This is a genomic window from Pseudodesulfovibrio indicus (assembly GCF_001563225.1).
Lineage (GTDB): Bacteria > Desulfobacterota > Desulfovibrionia > Desulfovibrionales > Desulfovibrionaceae > Pseudodesulfovibrio > Pseudodesulfovibrio indicus.
Map to the genome: position 1 here is coordinate 154,425 of NZ_CP014206.1, position 18,931 is coordinate 173,355.

Consider the following 18,931-nt stretch of genomic DNA (forward strand, 5'->3'; position numbering starts at 1 on the left):
CCTTTTCTGTTCCCCGTTCCCGGCGGTTATTCCATTGCCGGCCCGAGAACCCCTGCGGTCGGCCCGATCTCCCGGGCCGCCCCCGCGCTATTTCACGTATCCCCATTGCTTCAGCCGCGAATAGGCGTGCTTGGCCTGATCGCCCTGGTTCACCTGCTGGAGGAACTTGTAATACTCCTCGGCGGCCTGGCGGCGGTTGCCCATTTTCTCCTGGGAGAACCCCATGTAGAAACCGGTGTAGGGATTGCCGGGCAGGGCCTTGTCATAGGATTCGAAGCTGGCATAGGCCTTTTCGTACTGCTTGGCCTGGACCAGGAGCACGCCCGCCACCTGGCTGGCCTGGGCCTCATCCGGGTAGACCTCCTTGGCCTGCATGGCATAGGGCAGGGCCTCGTTGTACTTCTCCTGGGCGATCAACAGCTTGGACATGAGCAGCAGCCCGGTGTAGTCCTCCGGGGCCTGGTGCAGGGCGTCCTTCATCTTGCCTTCGGCGTCCGCATACTTCTTTTCGCCGCCGAGCTTCTCCGCGTCCTGCATCTCGTGGATGGCCGGGCCGAGCTTGCGCAGGTCCGCGGTGTTGTCCATGTACCGCTCGCGGTACACCTTGTACTCCTTGGCGCTCAGGTATTTCCGGTTGGCGGTCTCGCGCGCGGTGGCCAGCCGCTCGGCGCTCATGGGGTGGGTGGAGAACATGACCTCCAGGGCGCTCGGCTCCCGGGTGTGCTGGTCGTTGAGCATCTCCATCAGCCCGACCATGCCCTCGGGGTTGTAGCCGTCGCGGGTCATGTACTCCATGCCCAGCTCGTCGGCCTGGCGCTCGTCGTCGCGGGAGTAGGAGGCCAGGAGCAGCCCCGCGCCCAGCCCGCCGACGCCGCCCGCCAGCGCGCCCCAGCCGCCGCCGTACTTGGCGCCTATCGCCGCCCCGCCCAGGGAGGCCAGCCCGCCCACGACCATCTGCGAGCTCATGCGCGAGGCCGTGTGCCGGGCGTTGACGTGGCCGATCTCGTGGCCCAGCAGGGCGGCCATCTCGGCCTCGTTGTCCACCTCCAGCAGGATGCCGCGCGTGCAGGCCACGGTCCCGCCGGGGAAGGCGTAGGCATTGACGTAGTTGGCGTTGACCACGTGGTAGTTGTACGGCATCTGGGGCCGGTGCGACTTGTCGGACAGGGAAAGCCCCACCCCGGACACGTAGTCGTTCAGGAAGGTGTCCTGCGTGGTCCCGTAGTCGTTGGACAACTGCTGGGGCGAGGCCTGGCGATCCATCTTGATCTCCTCTTCCTCGCTGACCAGCATGAACTGGCTCTGGCCGGTGACCGGATTCTTGGCGCATCCCGCCAGCCCCAGTGCGGCGGCGCTCATGGCCCCGGCTTTGAGAAATTCCCGGCGCGACATCCCGCCGCGCAAATATGTCGGTTTCATCGTCCGCTCCAATGCTTGGCCCTCTTGTACCGCAAACACCGCCCCCGGTTCAACCCCATCCGCGCCGGGAAAGGGGGTGACGAAGGGTTGTTGACACCGTTGCCGCCTTGGGACATCATTCCCTTAACGCGGCAACTTAACTACATTTTTGCAGGGAAAACATGCACAAATTTCTGATTCTGAAAGTTGGCGGGACCTTCCCGGACTACGCTGCCCGGCGCGGCGATTTCGAGCACTGGGCAGCCGACGGCATGGGGATCGGTCGGGACGAATGGGTGAGCGTCAACGTCCAGGCGGGCGACCCGCTGCCGGACCCGGCCCGGTTCGCGGGCTGCGCCGTCACCGGCTCTCACGACATGGTCACGGACGGATTCCCATGGATCGAGGCCGCTTCGGCCTGGGTGCGCCGCGCCGTGGAGGCGGGGCTGCCCCTGTTCGGCATCTGCTTCGGCCACCAGCTCATGGCCCACGCCCTGGGCGGAGAGGCAGGCTACCATCCCGCCGGGCTGGAGATCGGCACAGCGGACATCACCCGCGCCGAGGCCTCGGCAACCGACCCGCTCTTCCGCGATCTGCCCGCAGTCTTCCCCGGCCACGTGACCCACTCCCAGACCGCGCTGCGGCTGCCGCCCGGCGCCGTGCTTCTGGCCACGGGCAGCCACGACCCGCACCAGGCCTTTCGTGTGGGGGAAAACGCGTGGGGCGTGCAGTTCCACCCCGAGTTCGACAGTCCGGCCATCAGGGAATACATCGCCCGCCGCAGGGATGATCTCACGGCCAAGGGGCGCGACGCGGAGGCCATCCTGGAAACGGTGCGCGACACCCCGGACTCCGCCTCGCTGCTGCGGCGGTTCGCGGCCTACTGCACGGCCCGCTGACCGAACTCCGCACCGGGGAACGCCACTTCGCCGGGAAGCGCAACGCGCAACAGGGCCGCAGTCGGCCCGACCGTGCGCTCAGCCTTCCTGGTCGTCCCAGTACCCTTCGTCGCGCAGTTCCTGCAGGGCCTTCTCCAGCAGCGGAACGATGTCGGCGTTCTTCTCGTTGAGGTAGTGGTAGAACGGGGCTCGGAATGCGAGCGGGTCGAGCCGCTCGATGTTGGCGTATTGTCCGGGGTTGTTCCGGAGAAGGGCGTCCGCTCCCAGGGGGTTGGCCAGGGCGATGTCGATGCGCCCTCCCTGGAGCATGGCGAACAGGGATTCGTACGATTTGGGAAGCTCCATCTCGCGCCCGTGCATGATTTCCCGGGCCCAGATGCCTCCACTCAGGGCACCCACCTTCATGACGTCGAGCAGGGACTCCCGGTATTCACCGATATTCTGCCCCTTGATCACATAGGCCGCTCCTTCGAAATCCAGAATGGTGACGCACACCTGGAGCAACGAGGGATACTCCTGATCCAGGCCCGGAACGCGCGCGGTAACCCCGTCAAGGAGGCCGTCCACGGTCAGGTTGAGGGAGCGCTTCGGGGGCATGGGTACAAACTCCACGGGCAGCCCGGCGCGCGCATAGACCACCTCCAGCCGTTTCTTGGCTTCCACGGCAATCAGCGAGTCGGAGAAGTAGCCGATGCGATACGGGGCCCGCGCCTGGGGAAAGCTTCCCAGCAGGAAAAGGAGCACCAGTCCCAAGACAGCGAACAGGAGCATGGGGCCCATGCGCCGCATCCGCCCGTCAGGGTTGGCGGCGATGGCTGCAAGATCCGTCATACTCCCCTATAGCCCGAATCCGGGGAAGTAGCAAAGACCGGATTCAATGAATGCCAACGGCACTCGCCAAAGGGCGGACTCGCGACCGGTCGCCCGGACCGCCGGCCGGACCCGGATCTACTGCGCTTCGTCGTCCCAGTAATTCTCGTCGCGCAATTCCTTCAAGGCCTTTTCAAGCTTCGGGACAATGTCCGCGTTCTTTTCGTTGAGGTAGTGATAGAATGTGGTCTGGAACACGAGCGGCTCCAACCGCTCGATGCTCTCATAGAAATGGGGGGCCTTGCGGAAAACGGTCTCTGCGCTGCGTTGGCTGGACAGAACGAGATCTATGCGCCCTTCCAGGAGCATGGCGAACAGCCCTTCGTAGGTGTTGACCTGTTCCAGGCAGCGACCTTTCATGACCTTTTCGACCCAGACGACCCCGCAAAGGGAGCCCACCTTCATGACATCGAGCAGCGAATCCCTGTATTCACCGATGTGCTGCCCCTTGATCACATAGGCCGCACCGTTGAAATTCAGGAGCTTGCCCTCCACCCGGATCATGGAAGGATAGTTCGATTCCAGGCCGTAGATACGCCCGGCATCACCGTCCAGGTCCCCCGCCGCAGCAAGGTAGAGAGAGCGCTTCTGGGGCAGGGGGACGAACTCCACCGGCAGCCCGGCGCGGGCGTAGACCGCCTCCAGCCGGTTCTTGGACTCCAGGGATATCTGCGCGTTCGGCAAATAGCCGATGCGGTACGGTTCCCGCGCCAGGGAAAGTCCCCGCAGCGGAAGAACGAGCGCCAGCCCAAGCACCGCGCAGAGGAGCAACAGCCCCGAACGCCTCTTGGGGCGGAATGGACGATCTGAAAGGAAGAAACGACCGGTCATTATCAACTCCTAGCCCATGCCGGGGATAGTGGCAAAGACTGCTCGCATGTTATAACGCCAGGCGCTGCGGCTTGCCCATTCCGCCCCGCCCACGTAAGACCAGCGGATGAAGCGCATCCTCATCCCCCTGCTCGCCGCCTGCCTGCTCATCGCGCTCGGCTTCGGCCTGGCCCGGCCCAACCGAGTGTTCTGGAACTCCCTGGAGGTCACGGTCACGGCCTACAACTCCACCCGCGCCCAGACCGACGGCAACCCGCATCGCGCGGCCTGGAACAACCGCCTCAAGCCCGGCATGAAGGCCATCGCGGTGTCGCGCGACCTCCTGCCCCTCGGCCTCACGGACCAGACCGAGGTCTGGATCGACGGGATCGACGGGTTGGATGGTCCCTATCGGGTGCTGGACAAGATGAACCGGCGGTTCAAGCGGCGGATCGACGTCTATTTCGGCCTGGACGTGAAGGCGGCCCGCGATTTCGGCGAGCGCGAGGCCCGCATCTATTGGCGCTAGCCCTTTTTCCGCCCCGCATTGCCCTAAAACGGAATATGGTATAACGGGGACGATAAACAATGGGGGCTGCCATGCGAGCAGAAGTGATCAGAAAGGCTGAGGCGCACCTGGCCGGAATGGCGGTGCTTGACCTGGGTGAGGTCACGATCACGCAAAAGGCGTCCTCGATCGAGGTGGGGTACATGGAGAGTCGGATCGAGTTGCCCCTGTCGCAGAGCGCAGCGGATGATGCGGCGCGGTTCCTTGTCGGGGCTGCGGTGTATGCCGAGGCGCAACGCACGGGGCGGGATTTGTACTCTGGACCGATCATCGATTGAGGCCCGGTTGATTTGTTTGTGGGTGCGGGGGGTGTTGTCGGATGGCCCTCGCGCCCTTTTCTTTTTCTTTTTTGGGAAAGAAGAATGGAGGGAAGAAGAAAGAAGAGAAGAGGGAGAGAAAGAGGAGAGCCGTCGCTGGCGCTCCTCCATGTTTTTTTGGAGCCCTCCCGGCGGGGTTCTTTCTTTTCCGGGCGAAAAGAAAGAACCAAAGAAACGCCGGGGGGAGTCATCCCCGCCCACAGTTTGGCCGCTGAGAATCCGATCCGCTCGGGGCGGCTCCATCTGATCAAAAGTAACGTGCGAGCCTCCACGGGAACGCCCCTTTTATGAAATACCGAGGTGCCACGGGAGCGGAGCCGCCGCCCCTTCGCGGTCGGCTTCTAGGCGTCCAGAACAGGGCTCGCTGCGTGCTGCTTGACGGTACGAAGGGCGAAGGAAGAGGGGCCTTCGGACGGGACTTCGGGGTAGGAGAGCCACTGTTTGAGGCTGCGCCTCAAAGGTGTTCCGGGGGAGGGCCTTCGTAAGACTTGGCGGGGTATGAAAGCCGCTGTTGGGGCTGCGCCCCAAGGTGCTCCAGGGTGCGATGGACGGAGTTTTGGGGGTGACGGCTGTTTGAGGCTGCGCCTCAAAGGCGCGAGAGGGGATGGCCTGCTGTTGGTTTGCCCTTCCGCATTTGACCTCTTTTGCCATTCCCCTCACGCTAGGACGGTCCCGGCCCGGAGAGCGGTCATTCGGAAACCGGGGCCTAGAGCCTGTCTCAAGCGCCGAAGCGCAGCCCGACTGAGTCTGCCTCGGCAGACAATGCCGTCAGGGCAGCGAGAGGCGCTTACAGGCTCTTGGCCACTGTTTTCGCGCAGCCGCACCGCAGCGCACTTTTTGCTTACTTTTTGGGGCGCAAGCCAAAAAGTAAGGCGCTGTAAGAGCGCAAAACGGTCTCCCGCAACAGGCAAAACCCCAGACGCGGACGCGCGGACGAACCTCCCGCACTCCTCCCTTTTCCTCTCATCCATAAAAAAAATCCGTACACTCTCCCGCCAAATCCTCGGCCTCCCCGCAAACCACCTCTTCCACACGCCCTCCCACGCTCGGACAATCCCGGCCCGGAGAGCGGTCATTCGGAAACCGGGGCCTAGAGCCTGTTTCAAGCGCCGAAGCGAAGCCCGACTGAGTCTGCCTCGGCAGACATGCCGTCAGGGCAGCGAAAGGCGCTTACAGGCTCTTGGCCACTGTTTTCGCGCAGCCGCACCGCAAGCGCACTTTTTGCTTACTTTTTGGGGCGCAAGCCAAAAAGTAAGGCGCTGTAAAAGCGCAAAACGACTCATCGCGACAGGGGAACATCAGACGCGGACGCGCGGACGACTCTCCCGCGTTCCTCCCTCTTCCCGGCCCCGCCGGGGCAAAAGGCAAACGCCATTTGCCTTTTGCCCCGGCGGAGGCTAGACACCCTGCATGGCTTCACCATCCCGCAGAAGACCGCGCAAGCGAATGTGCCCCCCGGCACCGGACTGGTCGGCGCGGACCTACGTCCGCATCCAGCCGTCGGACATCGGGCTGTTCCGGTTCTTGCTCGAAGGCCACGACAATCTCGGCGTGTTCACCGTGGTGAACAACCGCCAGGGTATCCTTCTGCTGCGCTACAGTCCGCATCTCAAACGGGAAATGGGAGCCTTCCTCAAGCAGGCCGCCACCGAGATGGAGCTGGAAATCCTCCCCGCCCCGCTCCGCGCCTGATTCAGCTTCTTTATCGATAACCCGCCGACAACTCCCCTGCTCCGCCCGCCCTCAAGGCTTGGCAGAGTGGGTCAGCCGTGCATTTTTCGCGCAGGGCTTTCACCGCAGCCTAGCCGTCTATGTAAGGATGAAAGCCCTGTGCGGAGAATATGCGGATGGCCCGCTGTCCCAAGCCTTGATCAGCGAAGGCCGATAATGCCGCGCTGGCCGATGTTCTTGATGAAGGTGGTCACGGCCAGCTCCGCCTCGCGCGGCTGGACGCCGTAGGCTGCGGTGAACTCGGCGGCGATGCGCCGCACGGACCGTTGGCCGTCGATGCGGGTCCAGACGAAGGTGCCCATCTCGTCCAGCTCCACCCGCTTGGTCATGGGCCGCTTGTCCCACATGCCGACCTTCTCGGCCAGCCTGCCGAACCACGGCTTGATGGCCAGGGGATAGGCGAGCCGCACCAGCCCGTTGTCCAACGGGGTCTCCTCCACCGCGTCGTTGCGCACCGGGACCATGTCCAGGGCCTCGGACCGCGAGATGACCGGCTCAGGCCGCTTCTTCCGGAACAAGGGCGAAACTCCCGCAGATGTCGTTGAAGGCGGCCTCCGGGAGCACCGCCGTGCCGGATGCCGTGACCGCCAGGATGGCGTTGCCCGCGCCCCAGGCCCGGCCGCAGGCGAAGATTTCGCGGCGCAACAGCCGCCGCAGCCACGACGTTTTTGCCGCGCCGCGCCAGTCCGCGCGGTCCGGTCCCGCCCGCACCGTCAGGGCTTCGGGCGGCGGGTCGGTCAGGCCGGTGCGCACCCAGTGCTCCAGGGGCGCGGTCTTGAGCAGCACCGAGGCCGGGGCGAACCGCTCGAAGTCGAGCCGGGTGCCGGGTCCCTTGCCCGGCGGAACGCGCCCCCCGGTCTTCCCGGAAGCCGGACGCCACCAGGCCACGCGATAGTGGCCCGGTTTGAAGGAAAAGGTGTCGAGCGCGAAATCGGCGGGGACGCGGGCCTTGAGGCCGAACATGGCCCAAGGGCGGGTCTTGCCGCCCGTGTGGTCGCGCAGGGTGTCCAGGACCTCGGCGGCCCGGTCCTCATCCGCGTCGGACCGCACGAAAAACTGGACCAGGCAGGCCAGCCCGGTGGCGGGATGGTGCAGGGCCGCGCCCAGCGCCCGGCTGCCGCCGGACTGCCACTGAAAACTCCGCACGCGCAGGCCGGATTGCTCCAGCCGTGCGACCGAGCCGCTCCAGGCGGGCGGGGTCTCGGCCCCGTCCACGACGCGCACGGCCGCGTCCCGTCCGGCGCGTGTCAGCTTGCGGATGTGCTTGTCAAAGGAGAACGATCCCCGGACCACGCTCCACTTGAGCTCGCAGACCGGCCTGTCGTCGGCGGCCAGGGTCAGCCCGTCGCGCTCGATGGCGGACGGCTCCCAGCCGGACGGCGCAACCAGGCCGATCCCGTTCCAGGCGATCTCCGGCATGGCTAGCGCGGGACGTAGGTATCCAGGGAGTGGACCCGGGTCCGGGTCGTGGATTCCTCGATCGCATTCTCGGCCCGGTAGCACTCGGCCTCGCGCTCCATGAGCGTCTCCTGGGTCATCTTGATGGACACGCCGGGCCGGATCTCGTTGTCCCGGCTCCACATGAGCACCAGGCTGACGGTCTCGCCCTTGTCGTTCGTGAATTCCCACTCCCAGGCGATGACGTTCTTGAAGGCGTCGCCGATGTACCGGTCGGGCTTGCCGAAGTCTTCCTCGTAGCGGTCGTAGAGCTTGTTGAAGAATCCCTGCCCCCGGTCGTGGAACTTGAGCTTGATGCGGACCAGCCGCCCCTTGTCCTTGCAGTTGCCGTAGCTCAGGCTGCCGCCGCGCACGCCGGGCAGGGCGTCGGGACGGATCAGGGCCTCGGACAGGAACGGGGCGTCGGACACCGGGATGGCGCGGTCCATCTGGCAGTATCCCTTGTAGCCTTCCACCTGCTCCCCCAGAGTGAACCCGGCCAGGGTGGTGGGGAATCCCTTGGCGGCCAGGGCCGGTGTGGCGCAAAGCAGCGCCAGGACGGCGATGGTCATGCATGCTCGTTTCATACGTCTACGCCTCTTCTGATTTTTTGGCTTGTCCGCGAAGTGGACACCATCTATGGTTAAACAACATTGCCTCGCTTGGCAAAGGAATACGCAACGAAACGGGAAGGATGGATGCGCGCTGAACCGGCCATACCCCTGTGGAGGCCGCTCCTGTATTATGTCATCGCCGTTCTCGGCGGGACGGTGTACGGCGGGCAGGTCTGACCCCTGATGGTCAAGCTCCCGGTCTGGGAGCTCGGACTGATCATCCTCATTCCCCTGGCCCTGGCCTGGGCGGCGAGGCCCTACGCCCAGCGAAAGCTGGTCGAATCCGCCCCTCCCCTGCGCCAGCCCCTGCGCCAGTTCCAGATGGACCTGACCCTGTTTCTCGCCGGGGGACTCGGCTCCGCCGTGGTCATGTTCGCAGCCTACCACTACCCCCTTATCCAGAGCGGGATGAAGCTGGTGCTCGGCATCTTCACCGTGGGGCTGTTCGCCGGGCTGGACATGGCCCTGGCCCGCGAGCGGGCGATCATCCGCCGGGCCCTGGCCGGGGACGCCTGGTACGAGCCCCCCCGCCGGATCGTGACCATGACCCGCAAGTTCTCCCTGGTGGCCCTGCTCATCCTGGCCCTGAGCACGGCCATCATCCTGCTGGTCATGGTCCGCGACCTCAACTGGCTGGCCACCCAGGAGCTGAACCTGCTGACCCTGGACGAGCTCGGCCGCTCGGTGCTGGCGGAAATCCTCTTCGTCATGGGGTTCCTCACGGTCATGGTCACCAACCTGGTGGTCTCCTACACCCGCAACCTGCGCATCCTCTTCAACCTCCAGACCAAGATCCTCGAGAACGTGACCAACGGGGACCTGTCCAGCCGCGTCCCGGTGACCACTTCCGACGAGCTCGGCCTCATCGCCGGGCACACCAACGCCATGATCATCAGCCTGCGCGAGGGCGAACGGATGCGCGACGGGCTGCGCATCGCCCGCGAGGTGCAGCAGCATTTCCTGCCGCACCGCGCGCCCCGAATGCCCCGGCTGGACATCGCGGGCGTAAGCCTGTTTTCGGACGAGACCGGGGGCGACTTCTACGATTTCGTGGCCTGCGAGGCCGACAACTGCGGCCAGATGGCCGTGGCCGTGGGCGACGTGTCCGGCCACGGCATCGGCGCGGCCCTGCTCATGGCCGCCGGGCGGGCCGTGATCCGTCAGAACGCGACCACCCCCGGCTCGGCCACCGAGAACATCCGCCGGGCGAACATGCACCTGAGCCGCGACATCGGCGATACCGGCCGGTTCATGACCCTGTTCTTCGCGGTCATCGACCCGGTCAACGAGCGCATCACCTGGGTCAACGCGGGCCATCAGCCGCCCCAGTTCTACGACCCGGCCACGGACGAGTTCAGCGAGCTCAAGGGCCGGGACATCCCCCTGGGGGTGGAGCCGGACTGGATGTACCACGAGCGGGTCATGGACATGCCCCGGCCGGGCCAGATCCTGTGCATCTGCACCGACGGCGTGTGGGAGGCCCGCAACGGGCGGGGCGAGATGTTCGGCCGGGACCGCATCCGGGCGATACTGCGCGAGGACCGCGACCGTACCGCCGAGGAGATCGTGCGCGCCGTCTGCGACAGGGTCCTTGAATTCACCGGACCGGGCCGCCGGGAGGACGACCTGACCCTGGTGATCGTCAAGGGCGTTGCCCGGTGACGCCCGGCCCCGGTGTGAATGTGCGGAAATCGCGCAACGATTCCTATTTCAGCTTGTTTATGTTATGGCTTGATAGTATCCATATAGCATAGAATATCAGTCAGTTTGAACGGAAAGGATGTCCATGGGCAAACCGGAACGACTCATCTCGCTTCCCTTCTCGAAATCCGTCGAGATCAGCTTCAAGAGCCTGAAGGTCCGCTTTTTCAGGTCCATGATCACGGTCTCCAGCCTGGTGCTGGCCGTGTCGTTCCTGAGTTTCGTGCTGGTCAACATGGACGTCGCCGGAGGCATGCTGGCCCACGGCGGCAAGGAGGCGGCCCGGGCGCTGTCCCAGGCCGGGTACGACGTGGACCTGGCCCAGGGGGCCGTGGCCATGTCGGCCAAGGAGCGGTGGATCGTGCTCCTCTCCCTGCTGGTCTGCACCGTGGGCATCGTCAACGCCCAGCTGATGTCCGTGACCGAACGGTTTTCCGAGATCGGGGTCATGAAGTGCCTGGGCGCGCTGGACTCCATGATCCTGCGCCTCTTCCTGCTGGAGGCGGCCATGCAGGGGCTGGCCGGGGCGTTCACCGGATCGCTGCTCGGCTGCCTCTTCTCCCTGATCACCGGGGGGTTCCGGTTCGGCTTCGCGGTCCTCGGCACCGTGCCCTGGGCCGGAGTGCTCGGCTCCATCGGCATGGCCACCCTGGCCGGTTGCGCTCTGAGCCTGCTGGGGGTCATGTACCCGGCCTGGCTGGCGGCGCGCATGGACCCGATCAAGGCCATCCGGGCGGAACACTGACGCCCCCCGGCGCACCCGAACGACCCCGAAGCGACACCCGAGGAATCGAAGCATGAGCGAAAAGACGAGAACCATAGTCCGCGTCATCGGCGTGAAAAAGACCTTCACCATGGGCAAGGTCGATCTCCAGGCGCTCAAGGGCGTGGACCTGGAGATCTTCGCCGGGGAATACATTTCCATCATGGGACCGTCCGGCTCGGGCAAGTCCACCCTGTTCAACATGATCGGCGGCCTGGACAAGCCCACCGAGGGCAAGGTGTTCATCGACGAGGTGGACATCTCCCAGCTCGACGCCTTCGAGCTGGCCTGGCTCAGAAACCGCAAGATCGGCTACATCTTCCAGACCTTCAACCTGATCCCGGTGATGACCGCCCTGGAGAACGTCACCCTGCCCATGACCTTTGCGGGCATGAACGCGGACGACGCCCAGGACAAGGGCATCGAGCTGCTCAAGCTGGTCGGTCTGGGCGAACGGTTCCAGCACAAGCCGCTGGAGCTGTCCGGCGGCCAGCAGCAGCGCGTGGCCGTGGCCCGGTCCCTGGCCAACGACCCGTCCATCGTCCTGGCGGACGAACCCACCGGCAACCTGGACCTTTCCACGGGCGAGGAGATCATCGATCTGTTGCAGATGCTCTCCCAGGAGCGCGGGGTCACGGTCATCTCGGCCACCCACGACTACAAGATGCTCAACGTGTCCGACCGCGTGGTCTGGGTCCGCGACGGCCAGGTGGACCGCATCGAGCGGCGCGAGGAGCTGGACATCACCATCGGCGGCATCGGCGAGAAGCTCACCGGCCGCAAAGGGGCCGAGGCCTAGCCCATGGCCCGGCGCGGCGCATTCCCGTTCCCGGCCCTGACGCCGGTCCTGACCGCGATCCTGCTCGCGGCCGTTTGCGTCCTGGCGGCGGTCGGCCCCGTCCCGGCCGCGCCCATGGCGGGTTCCATGGGCGACTCCATGGGGCACGGCATGAAAGGACCCATGCAGGGCTCCATGGCCGGTCCCATGGGAGGTCCCATGGCCGGGCGCATGGACAAGGGGCGGCAGTTCATGCTCGCCCTGAGCGGGATCGAGGACCGCTCCCCCGGCTCTCCCGGCCTGGACCGGGCGGCGGACCTGGTCGAGAACGAACTGCGCATCCTTTTCCCGGACGCCACCTTCGGGCGGCAGTCCTTCCATGTCCCGGTGCAGATCCAGGAAGGCGCGGAGCTGTTCGTCCGCGAGACCGGCCGGACCGAGCCGCTGCGCCAGTTGCGGGCCAACGCCCTGTCCCCCGGCGCCGTGGCGCCCCCGGGCATCGAGGGCAACCTGATCTACGTGGGCCAGGGCCGGGTGGCCGACTTCAACTCCCTGGACGTCGAGGGGTCCGTGGTCCTCATGGACATGGATTCCGGCAAAAACTGGAACAACGCGGCCATGCTCGGCGCGCGCGGCCTGATCTTCGTGGGCGCGGGCGGCGACGGCGGTCCGGCCCCCAGGGCCAGGTTCGAGAACAAGTTCGAGCTGACCCCGGTGGATTTCCCGATCTTCTGGATTTCCCGCGAGCGCGCCCAGGCCCTGTTCGGCGACGACCTCGTGCGGCGCGGTCCCCACGCCCTGGGCCGGGCCGGGCTGACCTCCAAGGGCAAATGGCGCAACCAGCGGCTGGAGAACGTCTACTGCCGCATCGCGGGCAGCGACCCCGAACTTTCGAAGCAGACGGTCATCGTCGAGAGCTTCTACGACTCCACCGCCCTGGTGGAAGGCCACGCGCCCGGCGCGGACGAGGCGTCGTCCATGGGCGCGTTCATGGACCTGGCCGCGCACTTTGCCGCGCACCCGCCCAAGCGGTCGGTGCTCTTCCTGGCCACGGCGGGCAAGTCCCTGGCTCAGGCGGGCATGCGCGAGTTCACCTGGGCGCTGGTGACCAAGGGCAAGGAGCTCAAGGCGCGCAAGGGCGAGTTGGAGACGCTGGTGGCCGACACCGAGCGGACACTGGCCCTGCTGCGCGAGGCCGAGCCGCTCTCCCCCGCGACCCTGACCGAGCCCGAGGACTCCAAGCTGCTCAAGACCGCGCTCAAGGCCGTGGTCCGCAACCGCGAGGACGACATCACCGGCGAGCTCATGCGGCTCAGGCTGCTGACCGCCCCGGACGGCGCGGGGTCCGTCCAGGAGCGCATCCGCAACCTGGCCGACGAGCGCATCGGGCTGAAACGGCTCAACTGGGTCAACTCCACGGTGGACGACTTCGCCCTGCCCGACGCGGAGCGCGCCGCCCTTGGGAAATTCATCGCCGACGCCGACCGCGACCGGTCCGCCATCCTGGCCGACGCCTCGGGCCAGCTCGAAGACATCGCTTCGGCCCGCAAGGTGCGCGACGCCCTGGGCGAGACTTCCATCGCGGCCCACGTCTCGCTGTATCTTTCCTCCCACGGCAACGGATTGGGCGGCTTCGACCAGGGCTGGCTCATCGACATCAAGCCCGACGTCAACCGGACCGCCTTCTTCCGCCCGCTGGACACGGTCATGAAGGACGCCGTGGACCGGCTGAGGGAATACCATCCGCGCACGGCGCACCTGTTCCGCGACACCCTGCGGCCCGGCAAGCGCGCCTGGCAGAGCTACCTCCCGGACAGCCCGGAACTGGGCGGCGAACCCATGGCCCTGGCCGGACTGCCCGGCTTCACCCTGGCCACTGTGCACGACGTGCGCCCGGCCTGGGGCACCCCCTACGACCGGCCCGGCCGGGTGGACTTCGACTTTCTCAACCGCCAGTCCCGGCTGGTCACGACCCTGGTCTCGGCCCTTTGCAGCGAGGAGATCGCGGACGCGGGCGAACGGGAAAAGAACAACTTCGTCACCGTGGAGGGAAGGGCAAACCTGCTGCGCAAGGGCGAGATCTTCCCGGACCGGCCCGGCACCGGCATGGTGGTCCTGGCCTTCCAGTGGCAGACCCGCAACTACGGCATGGTGGACACCCAGGGCAATTTCCGCATCCCCGGCCTGGCCAGCAAGAAGGTCAGTTACCACAAGGCGGTCATCGAGGCCTTCAAGTTCAACGACGTCACCGGGCTGGCCGACTGGGCCATCGACAAGCCCAAGACCGGCAAGAACGCCTACCGGCTGAAGCTCTCCCGCGCGGTGCAGGCCACGGACCTGATCCTCTTCTCCTGCACCCAGACCACCCTGTTCGACATGTTCGAGCCGCGCACCTTCAAGTATCTCTACCGGCCGGAGCTCATCGACGGGCGCACCGAGGCCCCGCCCGTGAGCTACTGGTACAGTCGGCTGGACACCCGTTCCTCCACCCTGGGGACCCTGTTCCTGGAGCCGGATACCCCGGTCAAGCTGACCCTGTCCGACACGGTCCTGGACAAGAAGGTCCTGCTGCTCAACGCGGACAGGGAACACCCGCAGGGATTGGGCTACATCGCCCGCCAGTGGCCGGTGATCCCCATGACCGAGTTCCGCTCGGCCCGCGACATGTGGCGGCTGCTCGGCCCGCGCATCGACAATCTCGAGGACAAGGGCATCGTCAACGACCGCATCCGGCTGCTGCGCAAGCTCGGCGACCAGGACCTGGCCAACGCCTACAAGTTCAAGGAAGCCAAGCAGTGGGACAAGTTCGTGGAGGCGTCCCGCGCCTCGCTGTCCAAGGCGAGCCGGGTCTACAACGACGTGGACAAGACCCAGAAGGACGTGCTCTTCGGCGTGCTCTTCTACGTGGCCCTGTTCGTGCCCTTCGCCTACTGCATGGAGCGGCTGTTCTTCTCCTTCGTGGACATCAAGAAGCGGATCGTCGCCTTTCTCGGCTTCCTGGTCGGGATCATCGGGGTGGTCTATCTGGTCCACCCGGCCTTCCAGCTGACCTACTCGCCCCTGGTGGTCATCCTGGCCTTCTTCATCCTGGCCCTGTCGCTGCTCGTCTCCCTGATCATCTTCTTCCGCTTCGAGCGCGAGATGGTCGAGCTGCAAAAGCGCAGCTCCCACGTCAAGCTGACCGGCATCTCGCCCATGGCCGCCTTCGGCGCGGCCTTCGTCCTCGGCGTGGGCAACCTCAAGCGCCGCCCCCTGCGGACCTTCCTGACCCTCGCCACCCTGGTCATCCTGACCTTCACCATCATGAACTTCACCACGGTCAAGTCCGTGCGCCAGGCAGGGTGGTCCAAGTTCAGCGGCCACGCCTCCTATAACGGGCTGATGGTCAAGTACCTCAACTGGCAGGACCTGCCGGTGGAGGCCCTGTCCGTGGTCCGCAATTCCTTCTCCGGCACCGGCGTGGTGGCCCCGCGCGCGTGGTACGACACCGGCTTCACCTCGGACAAGTCGCGCGCCCCGCTCATTCCGGTGGAACGCGACGGCAAGGAGACGCGGGGACGCGGCCTCATCGGCCTGTCCTGGCTGGAGCCGCAGGTCAGCGGCCTGGACCGCATCCTGGTCAAGGGCCGCTGGTTCCGCGAGGGCGAACGCCAAGCGATCCTGCTGCCCAGGCGCATGGCAGACCAGATCGGCGCGGACCCGGACGACCCGGCCCGCAGCAAGGTGGTCCTGTGGGGCATCCCCCTGACCGTGGTCGGCGTGTTCGACGACAACGGGCTGCGCGACAACCCGGACCTCGACGGCGAGCCGATCACGCCCATCGTCTTCCCGAACCAGGCGGCCACCCAGCTCTCCGAGGTGGAGGCCGAGGCCATCGAGAACGGCGAGGACGTCATGGCCACCGAGTCCCGCTACCAGCACATCCCCGGCTTCGAGACCGTGATCATCCCGGCCGAGGAGCTGCTGGCCCTGTCCGCGGGCAGGCTCAAGGGCATCGCCGTGCACCCCGACGTGGGCCACCGCGTGGGCGACGACCTGGGCGAGCGGTTCGGCCTGCTCCTGTTCAAGGGGTCGCCGGACGGCACCTTCCTGTACTACGCCTCGGACGCGGTCAACTATTCGGGCATGGCCAACATCCTGATCCCGCTGGCCATCTCCATCCTGATCGTGCTCAACACCATGATCGGCTCGGTCTACGAGCGCCGCCCGGAGATCGCGGTCTACACCTCGGTGGGGCTGGCCCCGCCGCACGTGGCCTTCCTGTTCATCGCCGAGGCCCTGGCCTTTGCGGTCATCTCCGTGGTGGTCGGCTACATCCTGGCCCAGACCTCCAGCGCGTTCCTGGCCGGGACCTCGCTGTGGGCGGGCATGACCGCCAACTACTCGTCCACTGCGGGCGTGGCCGCCATGATCCTGGTCATCGGCGTGGTCCTGATCTCGGCCATCTACCCGGCGCGGGTGGCGGCCTCCATCGCCATCCCGGACGTGAACAAGTCCTGGACCATGCCCAAGGCCGAGGGCGGCCGCATGACCGTAATCCTGCCCTTCCTGATCAAGATGACCGAGATGAACTCGGCGGGCGGGTTCCTGCGCCAGTACTACATGGCCCACCACGACGTGTCCCACGGCATGTTCTGCACCGACGACATGGTCTGCAACTTCCTCGACCTGGAGCAGCAGGAGGTCCGGACCGGACTGCTTTCCGGCGCGACCCCGGACATCCCCCTGTCCGACGACCTGTGCTTCTCCATGGACCTGCGCGTCTGGCTGGCCCCCTTCGACTTCGGCGTGCGCCAAAAGGTCAAGCTGGTCTTCTGCCCGTCGGACATCTACCAGGGGTTCCGCCAGATCAAGGTGGTCCTGGCCCATGAGGCGGGCGAACTGACCGCCTGGGAAAACCTGAACCGGAATTTCATCAACGACCTGCGCAAGCAACTGCTGGTCTGGCGCTCCCTGGACGACGACGCCGTCGTCAAGTACGCCCGCGACCTGGACGCCGTGCGCGAAAGCGCCGATAGGGAGGTGGAGGCATGAACGGCAGACTGAGGCTGCGCGCGCTTCTGACCGGGCTGGCCCTCGGCCTGTTCCTGTGCGTCTTCACCCCGTTCAACAACGCGGTCCTGGGCGGCGAGCCGCTGGGCGGCGGCCACTTCCCCCTGGCCCCGTTCTTCATCCTGGCCTGGCTCTTCGTCCTCGACGCCGCGGCCTCGCGCCTGACCCGCAGGCCGCCCTTCTACTCGGGCGTGGAGCTGCTGGTGGTCTGGCTGATGATGGTCCTGTTCACGGCCATCGGCTATGCGGGGCTGACCGAGACCTTCTTCGTCAACATCACCGCGCCGCTGCGCTTCGCCAAGGACGCCTACCGCTGGACCGAGGTCCTGGGGCCGCTGTTGCCCGAGGCCTGGTTCCCGCACTCCCCCGAGGCCGTGTCCCTGCTCTTCCAGGGACTTGAGGGCGGGCGCGACATGTCCGTGACCCAGGTTCTGGCCGCCATCCCGTGGTCGGTCTGGCTGCCGCCGCTCCTGGTCTGGGCCCTGTTCATTCTCGGCGCCTACTTCGTCATGGTCTGCCTGATGGCCCTGTTCGGCCGCCAGTGGGTGGTCAACGAGCGGGTCAACTTCCCGCTCCTGCGCGTGCCCATGCTCATGGGCGAGGCTCTGGACCAGAAGCAGTTCGGCAGCTGGTGGTCCAACCGGTTCCTGCTCATCGGCCTGGTCTTTACCGGCGCGCTCCACCTGCTCAACGGGCTGCATTTCTACTATCCGTCCGTGCCCGAACTGCCGACCCTGGTGCTGGCCGGGTCCTATTTCCCAAAATTCGGCCTGTTCTCGGGCTTCTACAAGCTCAAACTCTACTTCATCCCGGCCTTCGTGGGCTTCGCCTTCCTGACCACCCGCCAGATATCCTTCTCCATGTGGTTCTTCCACCTCATGGCCGGGCTGCTCTTCGGCGCGCTCTACGTCATAGGCTGGCAACTGCCCGAGGCCGCACTGGGCACCACGCTGGGCCCGGACCTGGCCCGGCCCGAGAACGCCCAGACCATCGGCTCCTACGCCATCTTCTTCCTGTTCCTCATCTGGCTGGCCCGCCACCACCTGCGCGAGACCGTGTTCTGCATGCTCCGCCCGGTCTGCGGCGGCAAGCCGCTCCACAAGCCCGGCTTCAACGAACCGCCCGAAACCTGGGCGCCCCCGGCCTGGCCGCTCATCGGCCTGGTCCTGGGCATGGCGTTCCTCATGGGCTGGTGCCGATGGTTCGGCCTGCCCTGGGCCGGGGCCGTGCTCCTGCCCATGGCCTTCATGCTCGTGGTCCTGGTCACCAGCCGGCTGGTCTGCCAGGGCGGGCTGCCCTACTTCACCCTGACCGCCGCCCCGTCGGACGGGCTCATGGGCCTGTTCGGCACGGGCATCTTCGGGTCCGCCGGGCTGGCCGCCACCGCGGTCATGCAGAAGGTCCTGTTCCTGGACGTGCGCGAGGCCGTGGCCCCCACCCTGTTCCACGGGGCCAAGATCGGCCAGGCCACCCGGCGGCGCAATCTCGTGCTGCTGGCCATCGGCCTGTCCCTGGCCCTGGCCGTGGCCGTGGCCTTCGCCACCATGCTCTATCTCGGCCACCGCTACGGGCTGCGCGAGCTGCGCCTGGACTGGGCCACCCAGACCGTGCTGGCCAACCTGGAGAACGCCCAGCGGCTGGTGGACCAGCCCGCCGGGCCGAACCGCTGGCTGCTCATCTACGCGGGCTTCGGCGCGCTGGTCATGTTCGCGCTCATCTACTGCTATTACAAGCTGCCCTGGTGGCCCCTGCACCCGCTCGGCTACCTGGCGGCCTATTCCGCGGGCATGAAGATCCTGTGGTACCCGTTCTTCCTCGGCTGGCTGTGCAACCACCTGGTCCTGCACTACGGCGGCACCAGCCTGTACAACAAGGTCCGCTACCTGTTCATCGGCCTGATCCTCGGCGACTTCCTCATGGGCGGCGCCTACGCGATCATCGGACTGTTCTCCAGCCAGGCGTACAGCGTCTTTCCCCTGTGACGGAGTCGGCC

General features: G+C 66.1%; 15 protein-coding genes. 9 read left to right on the forward strand and 6 right to left on the reverse strand.

The genetic code is table 11. The features are described 5' to 3' along the window. Positions 1-87: 87 nt before the first annotated feature. The gene (locus AWY79_RS00755; protein ID WP_066799144.1) at positions 88-1,419 is read right to left on the reverse strand and encodes a M48 family metalloprotease; all 1,332 of its coding nucleotides are present in this window, start codon (positions 1,417-1,419) and stop codon (positions 88-90) included. Between the two features lie 161 nt (positions 1,420-1,580). Between AWY79_RS00755 and AWY79_RS00760 the strand changes: the two genes are divergently transcribed. Further along, positions 1,581-2,297: a glutamine amidotransferase gene (locus AWY79_RS00760; RefSeq protein ID WP_066799145.1), complete on the forward strand. Its 717-nt coding sequence runs from the start codon at positions 1,581-1,583 to the stop codon at positions 2,295-2,297. Positions 2,298-2,375: 78 nt separating this feature from the next. Here AWY79_RS00760 and AWY79_RS00765 read toward each other — a convergent pair whose 3' ends face one another. Both AWY79_RS00765 and AWY79_RS00770 read right to left on the reverse strand, forming a co-directional pair. Beyond that, on the reverse strand, positions 2,376-3,128 hold the full coding sequence (locus AWY79_RS00765) for a substrate-binding periplasmic protein (protein ID WP_133987444.1): 753 nt from the start codon (positions 3,126-3,128) through the stop codon (positions 2,376-2,378). A gap of 117 nt (positions 3,129-3,245) precedes the next feature. Continuing rightward, on the reverse strand, positions 3,246-3,938 hold the full coding sequence (locus tag AWY79_RS00770; RefSeq protein WP_066799147.1) for a hypothetical protein: 693 nt from the start codon (positions 3,936-3,938) through the stop codon (positions 3,246-3,248). A gap of 166 nt (positions 3,939-4,104) precedes the next feature. On the opposite strand from AWY79_RS00770, the gene AWY79_RS00775 reads away from it, so the two are divergent. The 3 genes from AWY79_RS00775 to AWY79_RS00785 all read left to right on the forward strand — a co-directional run bounded on the left by AWY79_RS00775 (position 4,105) and on the right by AWY79_RS00785 (position 6,554). Then, the gene (locus AWY79_RS00775; RefSeq protein ID WP_066799148.1) at positions 4,105-4,506 is read left to right on the forward strand and encodes a 3D domain-containing protein; all 402 of its coding nucleotides are present in this window, start codon (positions 4,105-4,107) and stop codon (positions 4,504-4,506) included. Positions 4,507-4,577: 71 nt separating this feature from the next. Further along, a complete protein-coding gene (locus AWY79_RS00780; protein WP_133987442.1) occupies positions 4,578-4,823 on the forward strand; it encodes a hypothetical protein in 246 nt (81 codons plus the stop codon). A 1,449-nt stretch (positions 4,824-6,272) separates the two neighbouring features. Then, entirely contained in the window at positions 6,273-6,554 is a 282-nt protein-coding gene (locus tag AWY79_RS00785; protein WP_066799153.1) for a DUF4911 domain-containing protein, read from the forward strand. A gap of 179 nt (positions 6,555-6,733) precedes the next feature. On the opposite strand, the gene AWY79_RS00790 is transcribed toward AWY79_RS00785, so the two are convergent. From AWY79_RS00790 to AWY79_RS00800, 3 genes are read right to left on the reverse strand one after another with little or no spacing between them, the layout of a single operon-like run. Further along, positions 6,734-7,111 carry a PqqD family protein gene (locus tag AWY79_RS00790; protein ID WP_066799155.1) on the reverse strand — a complete coding sequence of 126 codons (378 nt, stop codon included), beginning with the start codon at positions 7,109-7,111 and terminating at the stop codon, positions 6,734-6,736. After that, positions 7,089-8,012, reverse strand: coding sequence for a hypothetical protein (locus AWY79_RS00795; protein ID WP_066799157.1), 924 nt, complete (start codon positions 8,010-8,012; stop codon positions 7,089-7,091). Before AWY79_RS00795 ends, AWY79_RS00790 begins: the two co-directional genes overlap by 23 nt. 2 nt (positions 8,013-8,014) lie before the next feature. Beyond that, the gene (locus tag AWY79_RS00800; protein WP_066799159.1) at positions 8,015-8,617 is read right to left on the reverse strand and encodes a hypothetical protein; all 603 of its coding nucleotides are present in this window, start codon (positions 8,615-8,617) and stop codon (positions 8,015-8,017) included. Between the two features lie 210 nt (positions 8,618-8,827). Here AWY79_RS00800 and AWY79_RS00805 point away from each other — a divergent pair, with 210 nt between their 5' ends. From AWY79_RS00805 to AWY79_RS00825, 5 genes are all read left to right on the forward strand, one after another. After that, the gene (locus AWY79_RS00805) at positions 8,828-10,306 is read left to right on the forward strand and encodes a PP2C family protein-serine/threonine phosphatase (RefSeq protein WP_233490967.1); all 1,479 of its coding nucleotides are present in this window, start codon (positions 8,828-8,830) and stop codon (positions 10,304-10,306) included. 124 nt (positions 10,307-10,430) lie between these two features. Then, positions 10,431-11,090, forward strand: coding sequence for an ABC transporter permease (locus tag AWY79_RS00810; protein WP_066806889.1), 660 nt, complete (start codon positions 10,431-10,433; stop codon positions 11,088-11,090). Positions 11,091-11,142: 52 nt separating this feature from the next. Next, positions 11,143-11,907: an ABC transporter ATP-binding protein gene (locus tag AWY79_RS00815; RefSeq protein ID WP_066799161.1), complete on the forward strand. Its 765-nt coding sequence runs from the start codon at positions 11,143-11,145 to the stop codon at positions 11,905-11,907. Between the two features lie 3 nt (positions 11,908-11,910). Continuing rightward, positions 11,911-16,920, forward strand: coding sequence for an FtsX-like permease family protein (locus AWY79_RS00820; protein WP_233490968.1), 5,010 nt, complete (start codon positions 11,911-11,913; stop codon positions 16,918-16,920). Next, positions 16,917-18,920, forward strand: a complete 2,004-nt coding sequence (locus tag AWY79_RS00825) for a DUF6785 family protein (protein WP_066799163.1) — start codon at positions 16,917-16,919, stop codon at positions 18,918-18,920. The genes AWY79_RS00820 and AWY79_RS00825 overlap by 4 nt, the downstream gene beginning before the upstream one ends. Positions 18,921-18,931: the final 11 nt, after the last annotated feature.